Genomic DNA, 25885 nt, shown 5'->3' with positions numbered 1-25885 from the left:
ACCGGGGCCGGAACCCAGCTGGGTTCCGGCCCCGGTCGCGTTGCGGCCCAACCCGCTCGGATGCCCCGGACGCCACCGTCCGAAACCACCCCCGCGCCTCGGTGACCTGCGAAGATAACGGCCCTTTATCGAGACGTCCCGGTCTATGATCACTTAGAGTGATAAACAGTGGGCTTTCTCACCGATTGTCGCACTTCGGGGGCTAGCTCTTGCCTTTCGCCGTCACGTGGGGTTACGTTTCCGGCCGCAAGTTACGGTTCGGTCACCGAAGGGACACGTCGTCGCTCCCCGAAAGCGGCGCCACCTGGTTCCCCCGCCAGCGTCCCCGGCCCGGGCTCCCCGAGGCAGGAAGGCACAGCAGTGGCACGGCATTCAACAGCCCGCGGTCGAAGCGCGTTCGTCGCTCCCCCGAAGTGCGACGGCCAGCGCGGCGCGCACCGCGTGGCGGAGAAGTCCCCCCTGACCGGCCGGGTCGCGGCCGCCGTCGTGGCGGCGAGCGCGCTGGCGGGCGGCGTCGGCGTGGCGCAGGGCGCGGGCACCACCGGCGTCCCGCTGGCGGCGGGCGCGGACTTCGCGGCGGCGCTGGCGGCCGAGAGCACCAGCGTCCCCGCCGGCTACCAGGCCAGGACGGTCCACGCCATCGAGCCCGGCCTGGAGGCCGCGAAGCTCCTGCGGACCGAGGCCCTCTACGCCCGCCAGCACGTCGACGAGGCCATGAGGCACGCGGCCGACGGCTACGCCGCGCGGCAGGCCGAGCAGAAGAAGCAGCAGGAAGCCGAAGAGGCCAGGAAGGCCGAGGAAGCGCGCGTCGCCGCCGAGCGGGCCGCCGCCGAGGAAGAGGCCAAGAAGAAGGAAGCGGAGCAGGTCGCCCGGCCCGCCGAGGCCCCCCGCACCGCCAGCAGGCCCACGGCGGTCAAGCCCGCCCAGGGCCAGTTCACCTCCGGCTTCGGCGCCCGCTGGGGCACCACGCACTACGGCGTCGACATCGCCAACGCCATCGGCACCCCGATCCTGTCGGTGATGGACGGCGTGGTCGTCGAGGCGGGTCCGGCCAGCGGCTTCGGCCTGTGGGTGCGGGTGCAGCACGACGACGGCACGATCACCGTCTACGGCCACGTCGACACCATCACCGCGGCGCGCGGTCAGCGGGTCCAGGCGGGCGAGCAGATCGCCACCATGGGCAACCGCGGCCAGTCCACCGGTCCGCACCTGCACTTCGAGGTCTGGATCGGCGGCTCGCAGAAGATCGACCCGATCGGCTGGCTCAACCAGCGCGGCATCTCGCTCTGACCCCGTCCCGGACGTCATACCGACCGGTCGGTACCTGAGGTACGGTGACCCCCGAACCTCGGGAGGCGATCGTGGGTCGTTGGGGCATCACCCTGCCGTTGACCGGCGTGCCGGTGCTGGAGCACCGCGAGCTGGTCGCCGAGCTGGCCGACCTCGGCTGCACCGACGTGTGGTCGGCGGAGACCAGCGGCACCGACGCGTTCACCCCGCTCGCGCTGGCCGCCCAGTGGTCGGGCTCCCTGCGACTGGGTACCGCGATCGCGCCGGTCTACACCCGAGGACCCGCGACGATGGCTATGACAGCGGCCACACTGGCCGAGGTCTCCGGCGGGCGGTTCGTGCTCGGCATCGGCTCCTCCTCGCCCGCCATCGTGCGGCGGTGGAACGGCGTCGAGTTCACCGAGCCCTTCAAGCGCACCCGCGACACGCTGCGCTTCCTCAAGGCCGCGCTGGCGGGCGAGAAGGTCGACCACGAGTACGAGACCTTCTCGGTGCGCGGGTTCCGGCTCGAACGCGTGCCCCAGCGGCCGGTGCCGATCATGCTCGCCGCGCTGCGGCCGGGGATGCTGCGGCTGGCCGCGCGCGAGGCCGACGGCGCCATCACCAACTGGCTCGGCGCCGACGACGTGCCCAGGGTGCGGGCCGAGCTGGGCCGGGCCGAGCTGGCCGCGCGGATCTTCGTCTGCCCCACCGAGGACGCCGACGCCGCGCGGGCGCTCGGGCGGATGCTCATCAGCACCTACCTGACCGTGCCCGCCTACGCGGCGTTTCACGACTGGCTCGGCCGGGGCGAGGCGCTGCGGCCGATGCACGAGGCGTGGGCCGCCGGGGACCGGCGCGGTGCGGGCGCGCTGGTCCCCGACGAGGTGGTCGACGAGCTGGTCGTGCACGGCAGCCTGCCCGCCTGCCGCGAGCGGGTCGCCCGGTACGTCGCCAACGGCGTGGACACCCCGATCGTCGCCCTGCTGCCCACCGGGGCCGACCCGCTGGAGCTGGCCCGTGGTCTCGCGCCGGGCGCCTGACCCCGCCGGACCCGATCGCGCCGGACCCGATCGCGCCGGACCCGATCGCGCTGGACCCGATCGCGCCGCACCCGATCGCGCCGCACCCGATCGCGCCGGACCGGATCGGAGTGCCACCGCCGCGCGGATCGTGCGCGCGGCGGTGCGGCTGTTCGCCGCCCAGGGCTTCGACGCGACCACCGTGCAGCAGGTCGTCGAGGCGGCCTCGGTCACCAAGGGCGCGCTCTACCACCACTTCGGGTCCAAGGACGACCTGCTGTTCGAGATCTACCGGTCGCTGCTGGACAGGCAGGTGGCCGACCTGCGCCGGGTGCTGGCGCTGGGCCTGGACCCGGCGACCACCGTGCGGCTGGTCCTGGTCAGCCTGGTGGAGACCACCGCGGACAGCGCCGACGAGACGGTGGTGTTCCTGCGCGAGGCGCACCGGCTCGGCGCCGAGCGGCGGGCCGCCTTCCGGGCCGAGCGGCGGCGCTACCACGAGGCGTTCCGCTCGGTGGTGGAGCGGGCCCAGGCCGCGGGCGAGTTCAGCTCCGCCGTGCCCGCGGAGACCGTCGTGCTGATCGCGCTGGGCGTGGTGAACCAGCTGCCCACCTGGTACCGGCCCGACGGCGCCAAGTCGCCCACGCGGCTGGGCGAGGAGATCGCGGACTTCGTGCTCGCCGCCCTGCGTCCCGCGTGAAGACCATGCGCAAGCGCTTGCCGGTGTCGCCGCGAGGGGGGTGCCACCCGCGTCGCTACCCTCGGGTGAGGCAAGGAGGTGTGGGTTGACGAGCATGTCCGACGTGGCGCGGGCCGCCGGGGTGTCCGCGGCGACGGTGTCGCGGGCGCTGCGCGGGGAGCCGGGGGTGTCCGAGGCGACCCGCCGGTACGTCACCGAGGTGGCCAAGCGGATGCGCTACGCCATCGCCCGCGACGCCTCCAGCCTGGCGGGCGGGCGGCGCTACGCGGTCGCCGTGCTCACCGCCGACGTCGGGCGGGGCGACCTGCTCGCCGGGGCCGAGAGCGCGCTGCGGCAGGCCGGGTACGACGTGCTGCTGTACGTGCTGCACGACGCCGAGGCCCGCGCCCGGTTCTTCGACGACGTGCCGCTGGGGCGCCGGGTGGACGGCGTGCTGGCGCTGGCGGTCCGCCTCAGCGAGGACGAGCGCGCCGCGCTGGGCGGGGTGGGCGTGCCGGTGGTCGCGGTGCCCGAGGACGACCTGCGCGAGTCGCTGCGGCTGGCGGTGGGGCACCTGATCGGGCTGGGGCACCGGGACGTCGCGCTGGTGCTGGCCGAGGGCGTGGACGAGTCCTACGACGAGGTGCTGGTCGCCGAGGGGCTGGCGGTGCGCCCGGAGTGGACGGTGTGGTCCTCGCCCACGGTCGTGGGCGGTGAGCAGGTGGTGGACGCGCTGCTGGACGGCGGCAGGCTGCCCACCGCGGTGGTCAGCTCCAGCGGCGAGGTCGCGCTGGGGCTGTTCCTGCGGCTGCGCCGGGACGGCCGCGAGGTGCCCGCCGACGTGTCGATCGTCAGCCTGGAGGGGCCGGAGCTGGCGCGGGCGGTCGGGCTGACCGCGGTGGAGGGCGCGTGGCGGGAGCGCGGCGAGCACGCCGCCGCCGAGCTGCTGGGCCTGCTGCGCGGCGAACGGGTCGAGAGCGGCCCGCCGTCGGCGCACTTGGTGGTGCGGAACTCCACCGGCCCCTACATCGGATGATCTCCTCCGGGTGATCACCTGACAGGGGCATCACCAGCCGTTGAACTTCGTGCGACCATCGGGTGACCGGCCTAACCCCAACTGGCGGTTGGGTAAGGGTGACGCGAAGCTGTCCTCTGTGAACGACGAGCTGGCCGCGTTGGCCGAAGCACATGGTGTGGCCACTTGGTACGAGGACGCCAACCGGGAACGGGCCGAGGTCGACGAGGACGTGGTGGTGGCCGTCCTGGCGCAGCTGGACGTCGACGCCTCCACCCCGGAAGCGGTGCGGCGCGCGCTGGCGGCTCCGCGCCCCGCGCCCCGGACGCTGGTCCTGCGCGAGGGCGACGTGCTCGACGAGCCGGGCTCGGTGGTGCTGGAGGACGGCGGCGAGGTCGAGCTGCCCGCGGCGCTTCCCCTGGGCTACCACCGGCTGGGCGAGCGGACCGTGGTCGTCGCGCCGCGCGCCCTGCCCCCGGTGCCCAGGACCTGGGGCTGGATGCTCCAGCTGTACTCGATGCGCTCGAACGGGTCGTGGGGCATGGGCGACTACGGCGACCTGGCCGCGGTCGCCGAGCGGTCGGCCCGCGAACTGGGCGCGGGGGTGCTGCTGGTCAACCCCGTGCAGGCGGTCAGCCCCACCCACCCGGTCGAGCGATCCCCGTACTCGCCCAGCAGCCGCCGCTTCGCCAACCCGCTGTACCTGCGCGTCACCGACCTGCCCGCGTTCGCCCGCGCGGACGATCGGACCCGCGCCAGGGTGCTGGCGCTGCGGCCGGACAACGACACCGAGCTGATCGACTACGACGCGGTGTGGGCGGCCAAGAAGGCCGCGCTGGAACTGCTGTGGCGGCAGGAGGAGCCCGAGGAGCCCACCGGGGAGCTGCGCGACTTCGCCCGGTTCTGCGCGCTGGCCGAGGTGCACGGCCCGGACTGGCGCACGTGGCCGGAGGAGCAGCGCGACCCCGCGACCGCCACCCCCGACCACGACCGGGTGGTCTTCCACGCCTGGCTGCAGCGCCTGTGCGAGTCGCAGCTGGCCGCCGCCCGCGCCGCCGCCCACAATGCCGGCATGTCGGTCGGCATCGTGCACGACCTGCCGGTCGGGGTCCACCCCGGTGGGGCGGACACCTGGGCGGTGCGCGACGCCTTCGCCGCCGACGTCCGCGTGGGCGCCCCGCCGGACGCCTTCAGCCAGCTCGGCCAGGACTGGAACCTGCCGCCGTGGCGGCCCGACCGGCTGGCCGAGCAGGGCTACGAGCCGTTCCGCGCGGTGCTGCGCAGCGTCCTGCGGCACGCCGACGGCATCCGGGTCGACCACGTCGCCGGCCTGTGGCGGCTGTGGTGGATCCCGCCGGGCGAGCCCGCCAAGCGCGGCACCTACGTGCACTACGACGCCGAGGCGATGCTGGCCGTGCTGACCCTGGAGGCCCACCGGGCGGGCGCCGTGGTGGTGGGCGAGGACCTGGGCACCGTCGAGCCCAAGGTGACCGAGGCGCTGCACGCGCACGGGATGCTCAGCTCCGCGGTGCTGTGGTTCCAGCGCGAGTACGACCTGCCCGACCAGCCGCTGGTCCCGCCGGAGAAGTGGCGGCCCACCGCGATGGCCAGCATCTCCACCCACGACCTGCCCACGGCGGCGGGCTTCCTGGCGGGGGAACACGTTCGGGTGCGAGCCGAACTGGGGTTGTTTGAAGGATCGCCGGAGGGGGAATACGAAGCCGCCGCGGCTGAACGAGACCAGTTGGTCGAGCTGCTCCGGCAGGAGGGAGTGCTCGACGATGATCTGGTCATCGCGTTCCACGCGCTGCTGGCGAAGGCGCCGTCGGTGCTGCTGCTGAGCTCGCCGCAGGACGCGCTGGGCGAAGTGCGCCAGCCCAACCTGCCAGGCACCGTCGACCAGTACCCGAACTGGCGCATCCCGCTCCCGGTCCCCCTGGAAGCGGTCTTCGCCGACCCCCGCGTGCGCGCCGCGGCCGCGGCGTTGCGGGCCGGGCGTTCCGGATGAGTGAAACAAGCACGTCACCGCAGGCGGCGTGCCCGCGCAGTATGGTCAAACGTCACCCACGTCACGGTTGGAGGTGGCAATCACCCGTGAACACCGACCTGGTGTCCCGCACCGGGCTGATGCCCGAGATTCCCGCGCAGATGAGCAAGAACCCCGTCGACGAGCTGGAAGTCGCCGTCGAGCGGGTGCTGGCCGCCGTGCGGCCGAGCAGCCTCACCGACCCCATCGAGAGCGCCCACAGCGCCGAGACCGCGTTGCGCACCGCGGTGAGAGCAGCCGCCGACGGCGTGCCCGACGACGCGATGTCCCAGGCGCTGGCGTGCGCCGAAGCGGCCTGCGAGCACCTGCGCTACCTGGAGTTCCAGGAGGCCCGGCTGCTGCTGGTCGCGGCGCGGGGCCAGCTGGTCCGGTCGCACGGCCGCAGAGCCTGATATCTGCAACGGATAGGGATTCCCCGCGTAGGACTTGAGGAGCACTGTTGCGGCCCTGGCCAGGAACGCCCTACCCGCTCGGCGCCACGTACGACGGCGTCGGCACGAATTTCACCCTCTTCTCCGAAGTGGCCGAGTACGTCGAGCTGTGCCTGTTCGACGACGACGGCCAGGAGACGCGGGTCAGGTTGCCGGAGGTGGACGGCTTCGTCCACCACGGCTACCTGCTCGGCATCGGACCCGGTCAGAAGTACGGCTACCGGGTGCACGGGCCGTACGACCCGGAGCAGGGGCTGCGCTGCAACCCCAACAAGCTGCTGATCGACCCGTACGCCAAGGCGATCACCGGTGAGGTGAAGTGGCACGAGTCGCTGTTCGGCTACCCGTTCGGGGAGCCCGACCAGCGCAACGACCAGGACTCGGCGGGGCACGTGCCGCTGTCGGTCGTGGTCAGCCCGTTCTTCGACTGGGCCAACGACCGGCCGCCGAAGACGCCGTACAACGAGTCGGTCATCTACGAGACCCACGTGCGCGGCCTGACCATGCAGCACCCGGAGGTGCCCGAGCGGCTGCGCGGCACCTACGCGGGCCTGGCCCACCCGGTGATCATCGAGCACCTGCAGAAGCTGGGCGTGACGGCGGTGGAGCTGATGCCGGTGCACCAGTTCGTCACCGACCACGGCCTGGTGGAGAAGGGGCTGCGCAACTACTGGGGCTACAACACCATCGGGTTCTTCGCCCCGCACGAGGCGTACGCGGCGCTGCCGGAGAGCGCGGGCCAGGTGCAGGAGTTCAAGGGCATGGTGCGCGCCCTGCACGAGGCGGGCATCGAGGTGATCCTCGACGTGGTCTACAACCACACCGCCGAGGGCAACCACCTGGGGCCGACGCTGTCCATGCGCGGCATCGACAACCAGGCGTACTACCGGCTGGTCGACGACGAGCCGAAGTACTACATGGACTACACCGGCACGGGCAACTCGATGAACGTGCGCAGCCCGCACACCCTGCAGCTGATCATGGACTCGCTGCGGTACTGGGTGACCGAGATGCGGGTGGACGGGTTCCGCTTCGACCTGGCCGCCACGCTGGCGCGCGAGTTCTACGACGTGGACCGGCTGTCGACGTTCTTCGACCTGGTGCAGCAGGACCCGGTGGTCAGCCAGGTCAAGCTGATCGCCGAGCCGTGGGACGTGGGGCCCGGCGGCTACCAGGTGGGCAACTTCCCGCCGCTGTGGACCGAGTGGAACGGCAAGTACCGCGACACGGTGCGCGACTTCTGGCGGGGCGAGCCCGCCACGCTGGGGGAGTTCGCCTCGCGGCTGACCGGCTCGTCGGACCTGTACCAGGAGGACGGGCGGCGCCCGTTCGCCTCGATCAACTTCGTCACCGCGCACGACGGGTTCACCCTCAACGACCTCGTCTCCTACAACGACAAGCACAACCTGGCCAACGGCGAGGAAGGCCGCGACGGCGCCGACGACAACCGGTCGTGGAACTGCGGGGTGGAGGGGCCCACCGACGACCCGGAGGTCAACGACCTGCGGGAGCGGCAGCGGCGCAACCTGCTGGCCACCCTGCTGCTGTCGCAGGGGGTGCCGATGCTGCTGCACGGCGACGAGATCGGCCGCACCCAGCTGGGCAACAACAACGCCTACTGCCAGGACAACGAGCTGTCGTGGGTGGACTGGACGCTGGCGGAGAAGAACCGGGACCTGCTGGAGTTCACCGCCGCGCTGACCGCCTTCCGCAAGCAGCACCCGGTGCTGCGCAGGCGGCGGTTCTTCCAGGGCAGGCCGATCCGGCGCGGCGACGAGCTGCGCGACATCGCCTGGTTCACCCCCTCCGGGCAGGAGATGACCGAGCAGAACTGGGGTGACGGCTTCGGCCGCTGCCTGGTGGTCTTCCTCAACGGCGAGGGCATCCCCGACCTGGACCAGCGCGGCATGCGGGTGCTCGACGACTCGTTCCTGATCGCCTTCAACGCCCACCACGAGGAGATCGCCATCACGCTGCCGGACGAGGGCTACGGCCCGCAGTGGACCGTGGTGATCGACACCGCCACCGGTCAGGTCACCCAACCCGAGCTGGGCGAGCCGATCCCGGCGGGCGGCACCCTGCCGCTGGTCGCGCGGTCGCTGGTGGTGCTGCAGCGGACGGGCGTGGCATGAGCGGGGCACCCAGCTCCACCTACCGGCTGCAGTTCACCCCCGAGTTCACCTTCGCCGACGCCGAGGCGGTGGTGGACTACCTGGACGCGCTGGGCGTCGGGGCCCTCTACGCCTCCCCGCTGCTGGAGGCCGTCAAGGGCTCCACGCACGGCTACGACGTGGTCGACCCGACCCGCGCCCGCGAGGAGTTCGGCGGCGAGGCCGGGCGGGTCGCGCTGAGTCGGGCCGTGCGCCGGGCCGGGCTCGGGTTCGTGGTCGACGTCGTGCCCAACCACATGGCCGTCGACCACGACGACGCCAACCCGTGGTGGTGGGACGTGCTCCAGCACGGCCGCGAGTCCGCCTACGCGAAGTACTTCGACATCGACTGGGAGGCCGGACCGCTGCTGCTGCCCTTCGCGGGCGACGAGGACTCCGAGGAGGAGCACGAGCACTACCGGCTGGCGTTCTGGCGGCGCGGCAACCAGGAGCTGAACTACCGGCGGTTCTTCGACATCACCACGCTGGCCGCGGTGCGCGTGGAGGACCCGGAGGTCTTCGAGGCCACCCACGGCGAGGTGCTGCGCTGGGTCGCCGCGGGCGAGGTGACCGGGCTGCGGGTGGACCACCCCGACGGCCTGGCCGACCCCGGCGGGTACGTGCGACGGCTCAAGGAGCGCTCGGGCGTCTGGGTGGTGGTGGAGAAGATCCTCGGCGCGGACGAGTCGCTGCCGGTGAGCTGGCCGGTCGAGGGCACCACCGGCTACGACGCGCTGCGCGAGGTGTGCGGGCTGTTCGTGGACCCGGCGGGCGAGGCGCCGTTCACCGCGCTGGCGCGGGAGCTGGGCGTGCCCACCGACTTCGACGAGGTCGACCGGGCCAGCCGGGAGCTAGTGGTGGGCTCGATCCTGCGCGCCGAGGTGCGCCGGATCGCCGCCCTGCTCGACCACCCCGACCGGGACCAGGCCGAGCGGGCGGTGGCCGAGGTGATGGTCAACTTCCCGGTCTACCGGTCCTACCTGCCCGAGGGCGGGCGGGACTGGGCCGAGGCGGTGCGCCGCTGCACCAGCCCGGCGGTGGAGGCGCTGGACCGGCAGGTGCGCGCCGACCCGCGCGGCGAGCTGGCCACCCGCCTCCAGCAGACCTCCGGCATGGTGGTGGCCAAGGGCACCGAGGACACCTCGTTCTACCGCTACACCCGGTTCGTCGCGCTCAACGAGGTGGGCGGGGCGCCGGACCGGTTCGGCGTGCCGGTGGCGGAGTTCCACCGCCGGGCCGCCGCCCGCGAGGCGGGCTCGCCCCTGGCGATGACCGCGCTGTCCACCCACGACACCAAGCGCTCGGAGGACGTGCGGGCGCGGCTGGCGGTGCTGGCCGAGGTGCCCGACGAGTTCGCCGAGGCGGTGCGCCGGTGGACCGCCGCGCACCCGATCGACGAGCCGTCGCTGAACCTGCTGGCCTGGCAGTCGCTGGTGGGAGCGTGGCCGATCACCGCCGACCGGATGCGCGCCTACCTGGAGAAGGCCGCCAAGGAGTCCAAGGTCCGCACCACCTGGGTCGACCACGACGAGGAGTTCGAGGCGGCGGTGGACGCCTGGCCCGCGCGGGTGCTCGACGGCGAGGTCGCGGGTGAGGTGGCCGCGTTCGTCGACACCATCGCCCAGCCCGGCTGGTCCAACGCGCTGGGGCAGAAGCTGGTGCAGCTGACCGCGCCCGGCGTGCCCGACGTCTACCAGGGCACCGAGCTGTGGGACCTGTCGCTGGTGGACCCGGACAACCGCCGCCCGGTGGACTACGGGCTGCGGCGCAGGCTGCTGGCCCGCCTCCAGCAGGGCTGGCTGCCCGAGGTGGACGACTCGGGCGCGGCCAAGCTGCTGGTGGTGCACCGCGCGCTGCGGCTGCGCCGGGAGCGGCCGGAGCTGTTCCGCGGCTACCGCCCGGTGCGCGCCGAGGGCGAGGCCGCCGAGCACGCCGTGGCGTTCGAGCGGACCGGTCTGATCACGGTGGCGACCAGGCTGCCGGTGGGCCTGGCGCGCTCGGGCGGCTGGCGGGACACCGTGCTGCCGCTGCCGCCGGGGGAGTGGACCGACGTCCTGACCTCCCGGCCGGTGTCGGCCCCGTCCGGCTCGGTCCGGCTGGCCGAACTGCTGGACCACTACCCCGTGGCACTGCTGGTGCGAGGAGATCGGTGAGCTTTTCGGTGTGGGCGCCGCTGCACGAGCGCGTCCAGGTGAGGGTCGACGGCCAGGACCACGAGATGACCGCCGGGCAGGGCGGTTGGTGGCACTCGGACGCGGAGGGTCGCGCGGGCGCGGACTACGCCTTCGTGCTCGACGGCGAGCCGCTGCCGGACCCGCGTTCGCTGTGGCAGCCCAACGGCGTGCACGAGGCGTCGCGGGTCTACGACCACGGCGCGTTCCGGTGGACCGACGACGGCTGGACCGGCAGGGCGCTGCCCGGCGCGGTGATCTACGAGCTGCACATCGGCACCTTCACCCCCGGTGGCACCTTCGACGCCGCGATCGAGCGCCTGGACCACCTGGTGGACCTGGGCATCACGCACGTCGAGGTGATGCCGGTCAACTCCTTCGACGGCACCGCGGGCTGGGGCTACGACGGCGTGCTGTGGGGCGCGGTGCACGAGCCCTACGGCGGCCCGGACGGGTTCAAGCGCTTCGTCGACGCCTGCCACGCGCGCGGGCTGGCCGTGCTGCTGGACGTGGTCTACAACCACCTCGGACCGTCCGGGGCCTACCTGGACCGGTTCGGGCCGTACTTCGCGGGCAGCAACGAGTGGGGGCCGGGCCTCAACCTCGACGGCGAGGGCGCCGACGAGGTGCGCCGCTACGTCATCGACAACGCGCTGGGCTGGCTGCGCGACTTCCACGTCGACGGGCTGCGGCTGGACGCGGTGCACGCGCTGGTCGACCGCAGCGCGCTGCACGTGCTGGAGCAGCTGGCGGCCGAGGTGGACGCGCTGGCGACGGCGCTGCGGCGGCCCCTGTCGCTGATCGCCGAGTCCGACCTCAACGACGCCAGGCTGGTGACCGCGCGCGAGGCGGGCGGCTACGGGCTGACCGCGCAGTGGGCCGACGACCTGCACCACGCGCTGCACGTGGCGCTCAGCGGCGAGACGCACGGCTACTACCCGGACTTCGAGGGCGAGCTGGCCACCACGCTGCGCCGGGTGTTCCTGCACGCGGGCACCTGGTCGTCCTTCCGCGGACGCACCCACGGCAGGCCGGTGGACACCGCGCGCGTCCCCGGCTACCGGTTCCTGGCCTACCTGCAGAACCACGACCAGGTCGGCAACCGGGCCGTCGGCGACCGGCTGTCGGCGACGGTGTCGCGGGCGAAGCTGGCGGTCGGCGCGGCGGTGGTGTTCTGCTCCCCGTACACGCCGATGGTGTTCATGGGCGAGGAGTGGGCGGCCAGCACGCCGTGGCAGTTCTTCGCCTCGTTCCCCGACCCGGAGCTGGCCGAGGCGGTGCGCACCGGGCGGCGGCGCGAGTTCGGCAGGCACGGCTGGGGCGAGTCCGAGGTGCCCGACCCGATGGACCCGGAGACCGCGCGGCGCTCGACGCTGCGCTGGGACGAGGTGGACCAGGAGGGGCACCGCGAGCTGCTGGAGCTCTACCGCGCGCTGATCGCCCTGAGGCGGGCGCGGCCGGAGCTGTCGGACCCGAGGCTGGACCGGTTCCGGGTGGAGCAGGACGGCCCGGTGCTGGTGCTGCACCGGGGCGGCCTGCGGGTGGCGTGCAACTTCGGCGGGGCCGCGGAGGTGCGGCTCGACGGCGAGGCCGCGGAGGTGCTGCTGGCCTCGGCGGAGGTGGTCCCCGCCGGGCGGTCGCTGCACCTGCCCGCCGAGTCGTTCGCCGTGGTTCAGCTGTCCGGCAGCCACCCGACCTCGGTGAGCCGCTCGGCCAGCAGCTGACCCGCCAGGGTCACCTGGTCGGCCAGCTGTCTTCGCACCTCCGGCCGCTGGTCGGAGGTGGCGGTGGCCGCGTCGTAGGCCGCGACCAGTTGCCGTGCCGCGTGCACCACCTCCACCCCCGGCCAGTCGACGACCTCGGCTCGCCCGTTGGACTCGCCGGACAGGTGCACCGCGCGCACGGCCTGGCGCGGCCCCAGCTCGACCGCCAGGTCGATCAGCTTCACGGCGATGGTGTGCAGCTTCACGTTGTGGTGCTGCGACATGCGCACCAGCAACTGGAACCCCTGCTGGGGAGTGCAGCCCTGCACGGCCGCGATCAGGCCGGTGGCCTGACCGATCACGGTGCGGGTCTGCACCGCGTTGCGCAATCCGATCACCTCGGCTTCGAGGCTGGCGATCCGCGCGGTCAGCGAATCGTCCTGGCCCATGTCCCCGACCACGGTCGGGCTCCTCTCGCACGTACGGAACTGGTCAGCCTTGCCAGCGGTGCGAGGGACGTGGCGCGGCGAGAGAGCCCGCTCGGCAAGCCCTCAGCGCCTGTTCCTCGCTGACCCTGGTACCCCTGGCGGGGGTGCCCGGTGGCTTGCGGCTGGCTTTTCAACCGCGTGGACGATCACCGTAGTAGAGGCGGGGGAGCGGGGTGAACAGCAGGTACCGGTTTCCGGATGACCCCACCGGGTAATCCTTCGGCGACAACGGCGTCGAGGGAAGGGGAACCGGCCATGGGGGCCGACGACAAGATCAGCAACAAGGCCGAGGAGCTCAGGGGCCGCGCCAAGGAGGCGGTCGGCGACGCCACCGGCAACGAGCAGTGGCAGACCGAGGGCCGCGTCGAGCGGGGCACCGGTGCGCTCAAGCAGGCGGCCGAGAAGGTCAAGGACGCCTTCCGCCCCAACCGCTGATGCCCACCCGCCGCAGCGCCGCCGAGTTCGTGCCCGAAGGCGCGGACCTGGCGGCGCTGCGCTCCGCCGCCCAGACCTGCCGGGGCTGCGACCTGTACGCCGACGCGACGCAGGTGGTGTTCGGCGACGGGCCCGAGTCGGCCGAGCTGGTGGTGGTGGGGGAGCAGCCCGGCGACGTCGAGGACCGCCGGGGCGAGCCGTTCGTCGGGCCCGCGGGCAGGTTGCTGGACAAGGCGCTGGCGGAGGCCGACCTGATCCGCGGCGGCGTCTACCTGACCAACGCGGTCAAGCACTTCAAGCACACCGAGCGCGGAAAGCGCCGCATCCACAAGACACCGGGGCGCACCGAGGTGGTGGCCTGCTCGCCGTGGCTGACGGCGGAGCTGGCGCTGATCCGCCCCAGGCTGGTGCTGTGCCTGGGGGCGACCGCGGCCAAAGCCGTGCTGGGCAACGACTTCAAGGTGACCGAGCGACGCGGGCAGGTGGTGGCGCTCGACGAGTACGAGGTGGTCGCCACCGTGCACCCCTCGTCGGTGCTGCGCGCGCCCGACCGGGACGAGGCCTACCGCGCTTTCGTGGCCGACCTGCGCGGCGTGCGCGAACACCTCGGGAAGCTCGGGAAGTAGAACGGCCCCCGGATCACTTCCCGCCTCGCGGCGGGCCGAGCTGGACTGAGCTCGGGATCACGGGGGCCGGGTGGCCGCCTGGTATTCACCAGGACCACCGTCGCCTGGGAAAGGCCAGGTCCTAGCGGACAGCCACCTCACAAGTCCTGCAGCTATACAACTTCGGACCACCTCCTTCCTTGTGTACTGCGAACCTATGCGCTGCCGGGCGGGGCTCGCAACGGAAAATCCGCGTGAGGTTCGCCATGCGTCGAACTACAGCTGCATGGTGTCGATGTCGCTGTTGGCCCGGACGAACCCGGCCGCCAGGATCGTGGTGGGGTGCGCGTCGCCGAGCACCCGGCGGAAGCTCTCGACCACGCGCGCGTGCCGCCGCGAGGACTCGTCCCGCTCCCCGGTCCGGCGCAGGTCGATCGCCAGGTTGAGCGCCACGGCCAGCGCGGAGGGGTGCTCGGGGCCCAGCACGCGGCTCGACCTGCGCAGCGTGTCCTCGTCCGCGGCCAGCGCGCCCGCGTGGTCGCCCAGCGCCGCCAGGTCGCTTGCCAGGTTGGTCGAGGCGACCAGCGTGAAGGGGTGGTCGCTGCCGAAGAGCCGCCGCAGCGCGGAGGTCGCGGCGGCGTTGAGCTCCTGGGCGTGGTGCGGGTCGCCGGACAGCCGGTGGGCCACGGCGAGGTTGGTCGCCGCGATCAGCGTCGTCGGGTGCTCCTCGCCCTGGGTCTCGACGAGCAGGCGGTGGCTCCGCTCGGCCAGTTCCGCCGCGCCGGGCGTGTCGCCCAGGTGCCGCAGGACCACCGACAACGTCATCAGGGCGGTGGCGGAGTCCAGGTGCTGTTCGCCGTACTTGCGCCGGTAGCGGCGCAGGCAGTCCTCGGCCAGCGTCCTGGCCCCCTCGTGGTCGCCCGCCCGGCAGCGCGCGACGGCGAGGTTGCGCACCGCGCCGATCGTGGAGGGGTGGTCGTCGCCGAACAGCTCGCGCTGCCGCCGCAGCGTGCTCTCCTGCATCGACCTGGCCGCCCGGTAGTCGCCCAGTTCGCGCAGGTCCATCGCCAGCCCGTTGAGCGACCGGAAGGTCAGCAGGTGGTCGGCCCCCAGCACGGTGGTCCTGCGGTCCAGGGTGTCCTGGTCCAGCAGGCGGGCTCTGCTGAACAGGCCCATCAAGCGGTAGCAGCCCGCCAGGTTGTTGGCGTACCGCAGGGTCGCCGGGTCGTCCTCGCCCAGGACGCGGCACGCCTTGGCGTAGACGGTCTCCTGCAGTCCGAGCTCATCCGCGAACCTGCCCTCGGCGCGGTAGCCCGCCGCGACCGTGTCCATCATGCTGATGACGGTTTCGTGGTCGTCACCCAGCTGCGCGCGCAGTTTCTCGTAGGTGGTGTGGTTGAGCCCCGTCGCCTCCGCCACGCGGCCCGCGCGGAGCAGGCCCGACGCGTGCAGGCGGGACATCTCCAGCGTGTCCAGGTCGTCTTCGCCGCGGATCGACCGCCACGCCCGCACGCCCTGCCCGGACAGCTCGATCGCACCGTCGTAGTCGCCGCTGGCCAGCAGGTACTTGACGAAGTTGATCATCAGGGCGCAGGTCCAGCTGTCCGTGCACGCGATCGCCTCCGACATCACCGCGTGCGGCAGGAGCGCGGCGTAGCGCGGCCACGTCGAGGCCACGGCGGGGTAGTTCGGGTCGCCGTTGACCAGCAGCATGTGCACCGCGTGCCGCATCCGCTCCCGCTCCTCGGCGTCGAGGCGGTCTTTCACCACCGCCTGGACCAGGCGGTGCAGTTGGAGGGTGTTGTTCCGGTGGTCGATCTTGGCCAGGCCGTAGCGGGTGATCTCGCGGGTCGCCCGGTCGAGCTTGATCGGCGCCCTGAGCGCCTCGGCCAGCGCGTCGGGCACCGGGGCGTCGCGGATGCCGCGGAACAGCTCCAGGGAGATGGGCTCCGGGCCGAAGAACGCGCACACCCGCAGCAGCTGCAGGGCCGCCGGGTGCTCCTCGGCCAACCGGTTGAGCGGGACGCTCCACGCCGCGGCGATGGGCAGCCGGTCGTCCGACGCGCCCGCGGCCGACCGCTGCGCCCGGTCCTGCTCCAGCAGCCGCAGGTACTCGGCGACCGCCATGCCGGTCTGCGCCCGCCACGCCGCCGCCTGCTCGATCGCCAGCGGCAGGTCGCCCAGCGCCTCGGCCAGCGCGTCCGCGTCGGCGTCGGCCAGCTCCCGGTCGCGCCGGTGCAGCAGCTCGATGCTCTCGGCACGGGTGAACAGGTCGACTTCCACCGGGTGCGCGTGCTCGTCCCAGGCGGGGTTGCGCGAGGTGATCACGACGTGGCCGGTCCCCGAGGGCAGGAACGGCAACAGGTCGTCGGGGTCGTCCGCGTTGTCGAACACGAGCACCCAGCGGGAGTAGGGCTTGCTGTCGCGCAGCGCCGCCAGCACCGCGGGCACCGCCGCGTCCGCCGTGCTGGGCAGCCCGAGGCGCTTGGCCAGGTCGATGAAGCTCGCCTTGACCTGCGCCTGCCGCTCGGCGGGCACCCACCACACCAGCTCGTAGTCGGAGGCGTGCCGGTACAGGTACTCCACGACCGTCTGGGACTTGCCCACGCCGCCCATGCCGTGCAGCGCCTCGGGCAGCACCGCCGTGGTGCCGCCTTCGGCCAACCTCCTGCGCAGCAGGTCCAGCAGTTCCTCGCGGCCGGTGAAGTCGGGGTTGCGCAGCGGGACCTCACCCCACACCGAGGGGCGCCGGTCGGGGTCGCCGCTGTCGGTCACGTCGCCCTCCGAGGAGCCACCGCCCCGCTGCCGCGCTCCCGGCAGCAGGGCCGCCAACCGCTTCGCCCTGGCCAGGTAGGGTCCGGACAGCGCGCGGAACACCGCCGCCTGCACGCGCACGTGCCGCAGGTCCTCGGGCAGCGCCGAATCGGGGTCGTCCAGCGCGGCGGCGAAGTCGCGCAGCGCGGTCGCCCCCGGAGGGGCCTGCTCCGCCACCAGCCGGGCGACCCGGACGGTGTCCGAGCGCCGTGCGGCGGCCAGCAGCTCCTCGCGCACACCGGGGCGGAAGTCGTAGGCCGCCACCGCCGGGTCCGCCGCCCGGTCGCGGACCAGCAGGCCCCCGAGCACGACTTCGGCCAGCACCGACAGGCCGCTGCGGGGCAGCAGCGCCCGTTGCACCAGCTTCATCGTCGGCAGGTCCAGCGGGGCCGCCGCCAGCAGGCCCGCCAACCGGAACGCCGCGGTCGAGGCGACGGTGCGGAAGTTCAGCACCCGCTCCCGCGCGGTCGGCTCGACCGCCGGCTCCTCCGCGGCCTCCTCCTCGGCCTCCGGCGCGCTCTCCCCGTCGAACGGCCGCACCAGCGCCGCGGTGCACTCGACCCACTCCGGGCCCGGCGCGCTGACCAGCCGCGCCCACGCCGTCGTCCAGGTCCCCGGCAGTTCGAGCACCGGCACGGGGGTGGCGGGAGCCCCGGCGACAGCGCTGAAGCCGAGCTCCGGCCGGACCGCCGAGACGCGCAGCCGCCGGTTGGCCACCCAGGGGGCGGGCGCGGACAGCCGGACCCGCCGCGCGTCGAGCCCGCCCCAGTGCCACAGGCGCTGCTCGAGCACGTGCACCACGGCCACCGGCATCCGCTGCGCCCACTGGTGCAGCACGTGCTCCGCCGCTCCGCTGTGCCAGGCCCCGCCCACCGCGTCGGTCAGCACCAGCACCAGGCGCCTGCCGGTCGGATCGGTCAGCCTGGCCCAGCGCACGGGCTTCGCCTCGGCGTTCTCCGGGCGCAGCACCACCTGCCCTGGCCGGTCCACCGAGAAGTCCGCGTGGTGCAGCCGCACGTCGCGGAACGCGCCCTGGCGGGTGAGCAGGTCGTGGAACTCCCGCGCGGTGTGCCGCCAGATGGCCATGGACGGCGAGTCGTCCACGACCAGCGCCACCTCGAAGCGGTGCCAGGCAGCGGGCCGCCACTCGGGCACCCACAGGGCGTCCTGCGCCGCGCGTTCGGCGGTCCGCTCCTCGTCGAGCACCTGCCGCCAAGGCGAGGGAGCGCTGCGCATCAGCGGCCGCAGGGCACGGGCGATCCGCGTCCGGGCGGGCAGGGCGGGCAGTGCCGTCGGCACGGCCACGCCTGGTCCGCCGTCGTGGGCGCGCTCTTCCGCGCCCACGACAGCGGACCACTCCCACGCCCGCGAGGCGGGTGGTGGGTCCTCCGGGTCAGGCGGCGACGAGGACCGCGCACCTCCCTCCGGCGGACCCGCCGCGGAGCCGTCCGCCGAGGCCGGGGACAGCGGAGGCGGAGACCACGCGGCGGGCGCCGCGCCCCGCAGGCGCAGTGCCAACCACAGCGCGTCGCGCAGCTCCCGGTGGGTCAGCTCACGGGTGCCCAGTGCCGCCTCGGTCGGAGGGGTGCGCTCACCGGCGCCCGCCCTCGCGCCGGTGGACGCACCCCTCCCGGCGCCGGTCATCCCACTTCGGCCGACAGCGGGTGCCAGATCGCCCGCAGCAGGTCTTCCCAGTCCCGGTCGGGCCGGTACGCGCCGGAGGTGACCAGCTGGGCGGCCAGGTGCACGGCGTTGAGCAGCTGGTCGGAGGCCAGTCCGCCGACCTCCTGGCTGCGCTCCAGGAAGGTGCTGATCAGCCGCGCCAGGTCGATGCCCTCGGCCTGCCCGAAGTGCGCGGCCACCATCTGCCCCAACTGGTCGTAGTCGGGCGGGGGCACGTGCAGCCGCAGGCAGCGGCGCAGGAAGGCGGGCGGGAACTCGCGCTCGCCGTTGCTGGTGATGATGACGATCGGGAACTCGCGGCAGCGCACCGAGCCCTCGTGGACCGTGGCCGTGCCGCCGTGGTCGGCGGTGAGCACCTGCACCTCGGGCCTGCTCTTGGCGATCCGGACCAGCTCGGTGATCTCGTACTCGCCCTCCTCGAACACGTTGAGCAGGTCGTTGGGCAGGTCGATGTCGCCCTTGTCCAGCTCGTCGATGAGCAGCACCCTGGGCAGGTCGTAGGGCAGCAGGGCGGTGCCCAGCGCGCCGAGGTGGATGTAGTCGCCGATGTCCGGGTCCGCCGCGCCCCGCCCGCCCGCGCCCGCCGCCTGCACCCGGCCGATGGCGTCGTAGCTGTAGAGGCCGTCGCCGAGCTTCGTGCGGCTGGTGATCGGCCACCGCAGCACCGGTCCCAGGCCCAGCTCGCGGGCGATCAGGTAGGACAGCGACGACTTGCCGGTGCCGGGGTTGCCGGTGACCAGCAGGGGGCGCCGCAGGTGGATGGCGGCGTTGACCATCGCCACTTCGTCGGGGTAGGGCGTGCGGGGCGTGGTCAGCGCCCGGCCCAGGTGGCGGTCGGCTTCCCCGCCGTCGTCCAGCGGTCGGGGCGCGTTGCCCCGACCCGTGAACCTGCGCCACGGCGGCGCCTCGGGCCACGGACCCACGGGCTCGGTCGCCCGTTCCGCGGTCCCCCGGTAGACGTGCCACGGCGGACCGGGTTCACCGCTCGGCCGCTGCGCACCCGCGCTCGCGTTCATGCCGCTGAAACTCCTTCCGGTGGGGTCGGGCGGACGGGCGCCACCACCCGCGCGGGGTCGTCCCACAGCACGGTCAGCGCGGCGCCGCAGTGGCGGCTGCCCGGACCCTGGTGGAAAGCGCCGGTGCGGGCCAGCCGGACCCGCTCCAGCAGGTCCCGCGGATCGCTGTCGTGCAGCAGGCGCCGGGCCGCGTCGGTGAAGGCGGCACCGCAGTCCTCGCGGTGCCACAGCATCACCGGCACGCCCGCGCGCAGCCCGACCGCGACCTCGTCGCGCCCGGCCGACTCCGCGCGCGGCGGTGAGCTGAGCACGAGCGAGACGGCGGAGGGCTTGCGGTCGAACGCGGCGATGAGCTCGCGCAACCCGTCGGCGCTGCCGTCACGACCCCAGCAGCCCGCCTCCTCGGCGATGGCGCCGCTGCCCTCCAGCTGGGACCGCAGCTCGCGCCAGCGCGTGCGCCACATGCGGTGCCACTTCCGCTTCCCCATCCGCTCCAGGCTGCGCACCACGACCGGGTAGCGGCAGCCCAGCGGTTCGGGGAGCGGGTTGTCGGTCTCCCACGGCCACTGGTCCACGTCGAGGTTGAGGACCTCGGCGGAGAGGACGAACTCGACGTGGATGGCGGGGGCCTGCTCGCTCCACGCGGCCTCCACCTCCTCCAGCACGTCGGCGACCCGGTGCTTGACCGAGGCCAGATCGCCGGTGTGGTCCTCGCCGCGCTCCGGGTACCAGCCCCCGGACAGGTCGAGCTGCCGCCAGTGCAGGAGGCGGTAGACCTCGCCGGAGGTGCCCTCCGGCTGGAGCTGGAAGACCACGTAGGCGTTGGCGGGCCGCGCCTGCGCGGGGGCGGGCGAGCCGAGCTTTCGCCGGAGGTCGTCGAGTTCCGCGGTCAGACCCATGTCGACGGCGCGGGCATCGGACCACCGGCGCAATTCCGACGCCAGTTCGGCGGAGGCCACCGCGGCGACGCGCTCGACGAAGAGCAGCGGTTTCGGCAACCCGTCCGGTTCGGCGTTGAGGGTTTCCAGTAATCGGAGGGCGTCGAGCGGGGTCGACCGCTCGCGCAGCGGGGGCGCCGAGGGGCCCGCCGTCGCCCGGTAAATCTCCGGGAGGTCGTCCACGACCACGCCGCGCAGGAGGTCGAAGACGGGACGGCGCTCTTCGTGCGACCACAGCGGAAGCGCGCTCATGCCGCGCACGGCCGCGCGCACCTCGGCCATGGGTTTCGATTCCTGCTCTATCCGGCCTAATACCCGCACTAATGCGGATAAACCATCGGGTCGCTGTCCGCACACCTCGACGATGCTGAACAGGTGGCCGAATGCCAGTCGGTGCTCCTCGACCGGCAACTCCTCGCGCAGTTCATCGCACAGCATCCGGACGAGGAGGTTCCGCCCGTTCCGGTCGGCCAACGACGGTATCCGCCGCAAAGCCTCCACCAGCGGCCACAGCACGCCCCGCGCGGAGCCCCCTTGCGTCCACACCCGTGTGCTCCCTCGTGGTCGACGGAGTGCCCGATCGCGCACATCGTAAGGCTGAATCCGGCGATCGACTTCAGTTTCCGCCGCGCAACCAATGGCGCGCCGCGGTTTCGACCCCGCGCACGGCTGTCGAGTCGCCTTCGAGTTCGCGAACGGCGGCCAGCAGGTTGGCCAAGCCGTCCTCGTAGTCCAAGCACGTGCGCACCAGTTCGACCACCTGCAACCGAGGGCGGCGCTGATGCGGCACGGCCTGCCGAACTTGCGGTGGGAGCAGGCCGAGCAGCGTTTCGCGGCCCGCCTCCTCACGCACGCTCGGCACCTCCAGCAGCGCGTCCACCAGGCTCGACAGCCGCTCGGCGGGGCTGGTCGAACGCTGCGGCGACGACTGGGGGCTCGGCGGTGTGGAATACTTGATCCACGCCTTCACCCGCAGTTCTTTCACCCGCACGAAGACCGGGTGGAACTTCTCGGGCTCGGTTCGCGGGTCGTGCCGGACCACGTCCCGGTGGAAACCATCGGAAACGATTACCGCGATCGCCTCTGCGGATTGCCGCAGCGCTTCCCGTAGTTCTGCGGAGTCGAGCAGCCTGCTGGCGTGGATGACGCCTTCGCCGACGATGCCGTGGTCCACCCGGCGCACCTCGCCCGCGTGCAGGGCGAATCGCAGCCGAATGCGCTCGGGCGCCGGGGCGAGGGCGTTGTGGTCCTCCAGTTCGGCGGCCAGTTTCGGCAGCACGTCGGTCAGCAGGACGTTCTTGGGGGTGCTCGCGGGCACCAGGACGAGCGCACCGTCGCCCCCGTCCTGCACGACGCACCGGTCCCAGTCGATCGACGCCTGGGCGAAAGCGTGGCGCAAGGCGCGGTTGAGCCCGTTGTGCACCGCCGCGCGGTGGTGGTCGGTTCTCTCCGGGGCCCCGTACCGCTCGACGTCGACCACCAGGATCGTGTGGTGCAGGGGCAACTCATGCGATAACACGAACGATCACCTCGATCGGCTCCGGGGATCGGTTCCGGACAGCGGACACGAGGCAAAGGTAACCACCGCCGACCTCACTCGTCAGCTTTTCACCGGACGAGCGCGACAGGGTGAAGTCTGTTTTCCGCCGGATTTCGGGTTCCCCGCGCGACAAGGTGATCCACATGGACATCGGGAACAGGGTCGCGTTCGTGACGGGTGGCAGCCGGGGGATCGGCGCGGCGGTGGCGGTGCGGCTGGCGCGCGCCGGGGCCGAGATCGCGCTGACCTACCGGGACAACGCCGACGACGTGGTCGAGCGGATCAAGGGCATCGGGCGCCGCGTGGTGGCGATTAAGGCGGACAGCGGGGACGCCGAGGCCGTCGCGGCCGCGGTCGAGGAGGCGGCCGGGGTGCTGGGGCGGTTGGACGTCGTGGTCAACAACGCCGCGGAATTCCCCGTCGGACCGCTGGAGGCGTTCTCGGTCGACGAGTTCGACCGGACCTTCGCGGTGAACGTGCGCGCGGCGTTCGTCGCCGCCAAGGCGGCGCTGCCGCACCTGGGCGAGGGCGGGCGGATCATCAGCGTCGGCAGCAACCTCGCCGAGCGGGCGGTCTTCCCCGGCTTCTCGCTCTACACGGCCAGCAAGACGGCGCTGGTGGGCTTCACCAAGGGCTTGGGCAGGGAGTTGGGGCCGAAGGGGATCACGGTCAACCTGGTGCACCCCGGCCCCACCGACACCGACCTGAACCCGGCCGACGGCCCGAACGCCGAGCACATCAGGGGGATCACCGCGGTGGGCCGCTACGGGCGGCCCGAGGAGGTCGCGGAAGCCGTGGCGTACCTGGCGTCCCCCGAGGCGGCCTGGGTCACCGGAGCGGTGCTGAACGTCGACGGCGGCTTCACCGCCTGAGTGCGCTTGGATGGCCCGACTCGCGTGATCGGGGACCGCGACGCGAGCCGGGCCGTCCGGGGCTGCTCGGCGCGGATCAGCCGACGTTGACGTCGACGCAGGCGTAGAACGCGTTGCTGGTGTCGCCGATGTTCCAGATGGCGAGCACCTTCTGCCTGCCCGCGGGCAGGGTCACGGTGTGCGACACGGTGGCGCCGGGGATCTGGTTACCAGCGTCGAAGTAGCCGACGCGCGTGCCGCCGACGTAGTACTCGTAGTTGGCCGTGCGGTGCCGGACGGTGAAGGTCCAGTTGAAGGTCACGTCGCGCCCGACGTTGGTCACCCTCCAGCCCTTGTTGTCGTCGTTCAGGTCGGCGAACCGGGACACGCCGCCGTTGCAGCTGCGCAGCCCCTTCGGGCCCTCGACGCTCTGCGGCTCGTACTTGATGTCGCCGCAGGGCACCAGGTTCTGGGCGCACTGGGCCTGCCTGCTGGGCGGCGAGGAGATGTAGCCGTGGGCGAACGCGGGGGCGCTCGGCAGCGCCACCACCATCAGCGGCGCGGTGAGGGCGCCTGCCACCATCGCGGCGACCCTCTGGCGGATCTTCGTCATGTCAGCTCCCATTGGACGGGCGGAACGCTGGAGGCGAACGCCTACCTTCTTGGCAGCGGTCTTGCGGAGGACCGCATTGGACGAGTCGTTCACCAATGCGGCGGCCGGTCTAGACCATACTCTCCGTGAGCAGCAGGTGACAACTAGTCGGATCACCAGTTCCAGCTGCTCGTGTCCTGTCCGGCTGAAGTTGTCGGTGTCCGGACCTAGTTGTCGGTGAGGGTGTCGGTGTCCGGAGGTAGTTGTCGGGGGCGGTGAGTAGGCGCTTGCGCCGCCCGAGAGAATGCCGCGGTGCCGACGCTTGATCTTGTACCCGGCGGCGCGCGGTCGTCGCTGGCTGAGCGGTTTGAACTCGCGTACGCGGACGAGCGTGGTGAGCAGCGCGTTCGTCTCACCGAAGCTTGGTCCGTGCCGTTCGAGCACTGCATACCGGTGCGCGGTTTCCCGTCGTACAAGGGACAGCGCCATCACACCGGGCGCTGGTGGACGGCGACGACAGGCAGTCTGGTGGGCTACGAGTCGTGGTTGGAGCGAGACCGGCTGGTCCTGCTGGACTTCGATCCCGAGGTAGTCGGCATCGCCTCCCAGCCGTTCTGGCTGTTCTGGGCCACAGCGGAAGGCAAGACCCGCTCGCACGCTCCGGACTACTTCGCCCGCCTGGCCGACGGCTCCGCGCTGGTGCTCGATGTCCGCTCGGCGGACCGCATTAAGCCCCGTGACCAGGTCGCGTTCGACGCGACGCGGGCGGCCTGCGACGCACTGGGCTGGCACTACGACGTCGCCGGAGCTCCACCGAGGTCGTTGCTGGCCAACGTCCGCTGGCTGGCCGGCTACCGCCATCCCCGCCACCACCTACCGGACGTCGCCGCCGCGCTGCGCGCGGCGTTCGCCGCTCCGACTGGCCTGCTGGACGGCGCCGAGCAGGTCGGCGATCCGATCGCGGTATTGCCGGTGTTGTTCCACCTGCTCTGGCGACGTGAACTGCACACCGACCTGGACCGGCCGCTGCACCCCGACGGCTTGGTCATGACCGAGGCGGTGAGGTCGTGACCTCGTCCGGTGCGGTTCTGCGCGTCGGCGACCGCGTCGCCTTCGACGGAGACGACCACGTGGTGGTGGGGCTCGCGGGCTCCACGGTCCGGCTCCGGGCCGACGCCGGCGGCGAGCAGGTCGTGCTGGCAGGGCATCTGATGGCCGCTGCAGATTTCGCCGTCCTGGAGGGCATCAGCCTGCCCGTCATGGAGCTTTTCGGGCTGCTGGAGTCCCTGCCCGCCGAGGTCGTCGCCGAGGCCGAACGCTGGCGCGATCACCTCGTGGAGATCGAGACCGGGCTGCCGCCCGGTGCTACGCCGGGCACGGCCGCACGCCCCGGCTTCGACCCGAACACCACCTCGGCGACCGACCGCTTGCAGGCCAAGGCCACTGAGTTGGGCCTCAGCACGCGCACGATCGAACGCAAGCGCGCCCGGTTAGAGGCGCAGGGGCTATGGGGCCTGGTTGACCAGCGCGCCGCGCGAACTTTCGACGTCACCGGGCAGGCCGACGCGCGGCTGGTCGAGGTGCTGCGCGAGATGATCGCGGCGGAGACGGACCTGTCCACGGGCACGCGGTCGCGGCTGATCCGCCGCGTGACCAAACGTGTCGAGGAGCTGCACGGCGAGGGAGTCGTGCCGCTACCGGGCCGCAGCGCTTTCTACGAGCTGGTCGACCGGCTGACGGTCGGCTGGCACACCTTCGGCTCGGCGGTCACCCGGCGGCAGACGGCGAACCGGCCGTCCGGCGCGTTCACCGAGACAGACGCCTCACGCCCCGGTGAGCAGGTCCAAATCGACTCCACCCCGATCGACGTGATGGTCCTGGCCGCCGATGGTGTCCCGGTCCGCGCCGATCTCACGATCGCGGTCGACGTCGCCACGCGCACTATCTGCGCGGCGGTATTGCGCCCGGTCGGCACCAAAGCCGTCGACGCGTCGCTGCTGCTGGCGAAGATGCTCGTTCCCGAGCCGATGCGGCCCGGCTGGGCCAACGCGCTACGGATGTCGGCGTCCCGGCTACCGCACGAGCGGCTGCTCACGATCGACGCGCGGATGCGCGAGGCTGCGGCCCGGCCGGTCATCGTCCCCGAACAGGTGGTGATCGACCACGGCAAGGTGTTCGTCTCGGAGACCTTCACCCGCGCCTGCGAACGGCTGGGCATCTCCATCTAACCCGCACGCAAGGACACCCCGACCGACAAGGGCGTGGTCGAGGCAACCTTCAAGGCGATCAAAACCCTGTTCGCCCAGCACGTCGCCGGATTCAAGGGCGCCAACACCACCCAGCGCGGCCGCGACATCGCCGCCGTCTGGACCGTCGGCGACTTGCAGGACCTGCTGGACGAGTGGTTGATCGTCGGCTGGTAACACCGCCCACACG

The 25885-nt window shown here is 72.6% G+C and carries 22 protein-coding genes; 15 read left to right on the top strand and 7 right to left on the bottom strand.

Translation table 11 applies throughout. The features are described 5' to 3' along the window. Positions 1-441 precede the first annotated feature (441 nt). The 9 genes from IEZ00_RS33875 (at position 442) to treZ (ending at position 12508) form a co-directional block, all read left to right on the top strand. Positions 442-1290, top strand: coding sequence for a M23 family metallopeptidase (locus IEZ00_RS33875; RefSeq protein WP_229796371.1), 849 nt, complete (start codon positions 442-444; stop codon positions 1288-1290). 71 nt (positions 1291-1361) lie between these two features. Continuing rightward, entirely contained in the window at positions 1362-2312 is a 951-nt protein-coding gene (locus IEZ00_RS33870; protein ID WP_189227491.1) for an LLM class F420-dependent oxidoreductase, read from the top strand. A 130-nt stretch (positions 2313-2442) separates the two neighbouring features. Continuing rightward, entirely contained in the window at positions 2443-2991 is a 549-nt protein-coding gene (locus IEZ00_RS33865) for a TetR/AcrR family transcriptional regulator (protein ID WP_229796370.1), read from the top strand. A 94-nt stretch (positions 2992-3085) separates the two neighbouring features. After that, a complete protein-coding gene (locus IEZ00_RS33860; protein ID WP_189227489.1) occupies positions 3086-4006 on the top strand; it encodes a LacI family DNA-binding transcriptional regulator in 921 nt (306 codons plus the stop codon). Between the two features lie 118 nt (positions 4007-4124). Continuing rightward, positions 4125-5993 (top strand): 4-alpha-glucanotransferase, encoded by a 1869-nt coding sequence (malQ, locus tag IEZ00_RS33855; protein ID WP_189227466.1) that lies wholly within the window; start codon positions 4125-4127, stop codon positions 5991-5993. Between the two features lie 86 nt (positions 5994-6079). Further along, entirely contained in the window at positions 6080-6424 is a 345-nt protein-coding gene (locus IEZ00_RS33850) for a hypothetical protein (RefSeq protein ID WP_189227465.1), read from the top strand. Positions 6425-6471: 47 nt separating this feature from the next. Then, entirely contained in the window at positions 6472-8595 is a 2124-nt protein-coding gene (gene glgX / locus IEZ00_RS33845; protein ID WP_189227464.1) for a glycogen debranching protein GlgX, read from the top strand. After that, positions 8592-10766, top strand: coding sequence for a malto-oligosyltrehalose synthase (treY, locus tag IEZ00_RS33840; RefSeq protein WP_189227463.1), 2175 nt, complete (start codon positions 8592-8594; stop codon positions 10764-10766). Before glgX ends, treY begins: the two co-directional genes overlap by 4 nt. Continuing rightward, entirely contained in the window at positions 10763-12508 is a 1746-nt protein-coding gene (treZ, locus tag IEZ00_RS33835; RefSeq protein ID WP_189227462.1) for a malto-oligosyltrehalose trehalohydrolase, read from the top strand. The genes treY and treZ overlap by 4 nt, the downstream gene beginning before the upstream one ends. Here the strand turns inward: treZ and IEZ00_RS33830 are convergent. After that, the gene (locus IEZ00_RS33830) at positions 12457-12948 is read right to left on the bottom strand and encodes an ANTAR domain-containing protein (protein WP_189227461.1); all 492 of its coding nucleotides are present in this window, start codon (positions 12946-12948) and stop codon (positions 12457-12459) included. The two genes, treZ and IEZ00_RS33830, sit on opposite strands and share 52 nt — an antisense overlap. A gap of 282 nt (positions 12949-13230) precedes the next feature. On the opposite strand from IEZ00_RS33830, the gene IEZ00_RS33825 reads away from it, so the two are divergent. Further along, positions 13231-13410, top strand: a complete 180-nt coding sequence (locus IEZ00_RS33825) for a CsbD family protein (RefSeq protein ID WP_189227460.1) — start codon at positions 13231-13233, stop codon at positions 13408-13410. Next, entirely contained in the window at positions 13410-14036 is a 627-nt protein-coding gene (locus tag IEZ00_RS33820) for a UdgX family uracil-DNA binding protein (RefSeq protein WP_189227459.1), read from the top strand. Before IEZ00_RS33825 ends, IEZ00_RS33820 begins: the two co-directional genes overlap by 1 nt. 255 nt (positions 14037-14291) lie before the next feature. On the opposite strand, the gene fxsT is transcribed toward IEZ00_RS33820, so the two are convergent. From fxsT to IEZ00_RS33795, 5 genes are all read right to left on the bottom strand, one after another. Continuing rightward, positions 14292-18473 carry an FxSxx-COOH system tetratricopeptide repeat protein gene (gene fxsT, locus IEZ00_RS33815; protein WP_189227458.1) on the bottom strand — a complete coding sequence of 1394 codons (4182 nt, stop codon included), beginning with the start codon at positions 18471-18473 and terminating at the stop codon, positions 14292-14294. Further along, positions 18470-19528 carry an AAA family ATPase gene (locus IEZ00_RS33810; protein ID WP_189227457.1) on the bottom strand — a complete coding sequence of 353 codons (1059 nt, stop codon included), beginning with the start codon at positions 19526-19528 and terminating at the stop codon, positions 18470-18472. The genes fxsT and IEZ00_RS33810 overlap by 4 nt, the downstream gene beginning before the upstream one ends. Then, entirely contained in the window at positions 19525-21012 is a 1488-nt protein-coding gene (locus IEZ00_RS33805) for a VMAP-C domain-containing protein (protein ID WP_189227456.1), read from the bottom strand. Before IEZ00_RS33805 ends, IEZ00_RS33810 begins: the two co-directional genes overlap by 4 nt. Positions 21013-21082: 70 nt before the next feature. Then, positions 21083-21985 (bottom strand): effector-associated domain 2-containing protein, encoded by a 903-nt coding sequence (locus IEZ00_RS33800; RefSeq protein WP_189227455.1) that lies wholly within the window; start codon positions 21983-21985, stop codon positions 21083-21085. Further along, complete coding sequence (locus tag IEZ00_RS33795; protein ID WP_189227454.1) at positions 21972-22157, bottom strand: hypothetical protein; 186 nt, start codon at positions 22155-22157, stop codon at positions 21972-21974. Before IEZ00_RS33795 ends, IEZ00_RS33800 begins: the two co-directional genes overlap by 14 nt. On the opposite strand from IEZ00_RS33795, the gene IEZ00_RS33790 reads away from it, so the two are divergent. Continuing rightward, the gene (locus tag IEZ00_RS33790) at positions 22150-22878 is read left to right on the top strand and encodes an SDR family NAD(P)-dependent oxidoreductase (protein WP_189227453.1); all 729 of its coding nucleotides are present in this window, start codon (positions 22150-22152) and stop codon (positions 22876-22878) included. The two genes, IEZ00_RS33795 and IEZ00_RS33790, sit on opposite strands and share 8 nt — an antisense overlap. A 76-nt stretch (positions 22879-22954) precedes the next feature. Here IEZ00_RS33790 and IEZ00_RS33785 read toward each other — a convergent pair whose 3' ends face one another. Then, positions 22955-23470, bottom strand: a complete 516-nt coding sequence (locus IEZ00_RS33785) for a lytic polysaccharide monooxygenase auxiliary activity family 9 protein (RefSeq protein ID WP_189227452.1) — start codon at positions 23468-23470, stop codon at positions 22955-22957. Positions 23471-23761: 291 nt separating this feature from the next. Between IEZ00_RS33785 and IEZ00_RS33780 the strand changes: the two genes are divergently transcribed. Genes IEZ00_RS33780 through IEZ00_RS37565 form a run of 3 tightly spaced genes read left to right on the top strand, consistent with a single transcriptional unit; the run spans position 23762 to position 25872 of the window. Beyond that, entirely contained in the window at positions 23762-24520 is a 759-nt protein-coding gene (locus IEZ00_RS33780; RefSeq protein ID WP_189227451.1) for a TnsA-like heteromeric transposase endonuclease subunit, read from the top strand. Continuing rightward, a complete protein-coding gene (locus IEZ00_RS37570; RefSeq protein WP_229796369.1) occupies positions 24517-25677 on the top strand; it encodes a hypothetical protein in 1161 nt (386 codons plus the stop codon). The genes IEZ00_RS33780 and IEZ00_RS37570 overlap by 4 nt, the downstream gene beginning before the upstream one ends. 33 nt (positions 25678-25710) lie before the next feature. Then, on the top strand, positions 25711-25872 hold the full coding sequence (locus IEZ00_RS37565) for a hypothetical protein (RefSeq protein ID WP_229796368.1): 162 nt from the start codon (positions 25711-25713) through the stop codon (positions 25870-25872). The last annotated feature ends 13 nt before the right edge of the window (positions 25873-25885 follow it).

Source organism: Saccharothrix coeruleofusca (assembly GCF_014648515.1).
Classification (GTDB): Bacteria; Actinomycetota; Actinomycetes; order Mycobacteriales; family Pseudonocardiaceae; genus Actinosynnema; species Actinosynnema coeruleofuscum.
This window is presented reverse-complemented; position numbering and strand designations above follow the sequence as displayed.

Bases quoted from the DNA above. Each gene is read 5' to 3' on its own strand.
- IEZ00_RS33820 (WP_189227459.1), top strand. From the start codon at position 13,410: ATGCCCACCCGCCGCAGCGCCGCCGAGTTCGTGCCCGAAGGCGCGGAC.
- IEZ00_RS33825 (WP_189227460.1), top strand. From the start codon at position 13,231: ATGGGGGCCGACGACAAGATCAGCAACAAGGCCGAGGAGCTCAGGGGC.
- IEZ00_RS33785 (WP_189227452.1), bottom strand. From the start codon at position 23,470: ATGACGAAGATCCGCCAGAGGGTCGCCGCGATGGTGGCAGGCGCCCTC.
- treY (WP_189227463.1), top strand. From the start codon at position 8,592: ATGAGCGGGGCACCCAGCTCCACCTACCGGCTGCAGTTCACCCCCGAG.
- IEZ00_RS33790 (WP_189227453.1), top strand. From the start codon at position 22,150: ATGGACATCGGGAACAGGGTCGCGTTCGTGACGGGTGGCAGCCGGGGG.
- IEZ00_RS33795 (WP_189227454.1), bottom strand. From the start codon at position 22,157: ATGTCCATGTGGATCACCTTGTCGCGCGGGGAACCCGAAATCCGGCGG.
- IEZ00_RS33860 (WP_189227489.1), top strand. From the start codon at position 3,086: ATGTCCGACGTGGCGCGGGCCGCCGGGGTGTCCGCGGCGACGGTGTCG.
- fxsT (WP_189227458.1), bottom strand. From the start codon at position 18,473: ATGACCGGCGCCGGGAGGGGTGCGTCCACCGGCGCGAGGGCGGGCGCC.
- IEZ00_RS33810 (WP_189227457.1), bottom strand. From the start codon at position 19,528: ATGAACGCGAGCGCGGGTGCGCAGCGGCCGAGCGGTGAACCCGGTCCG.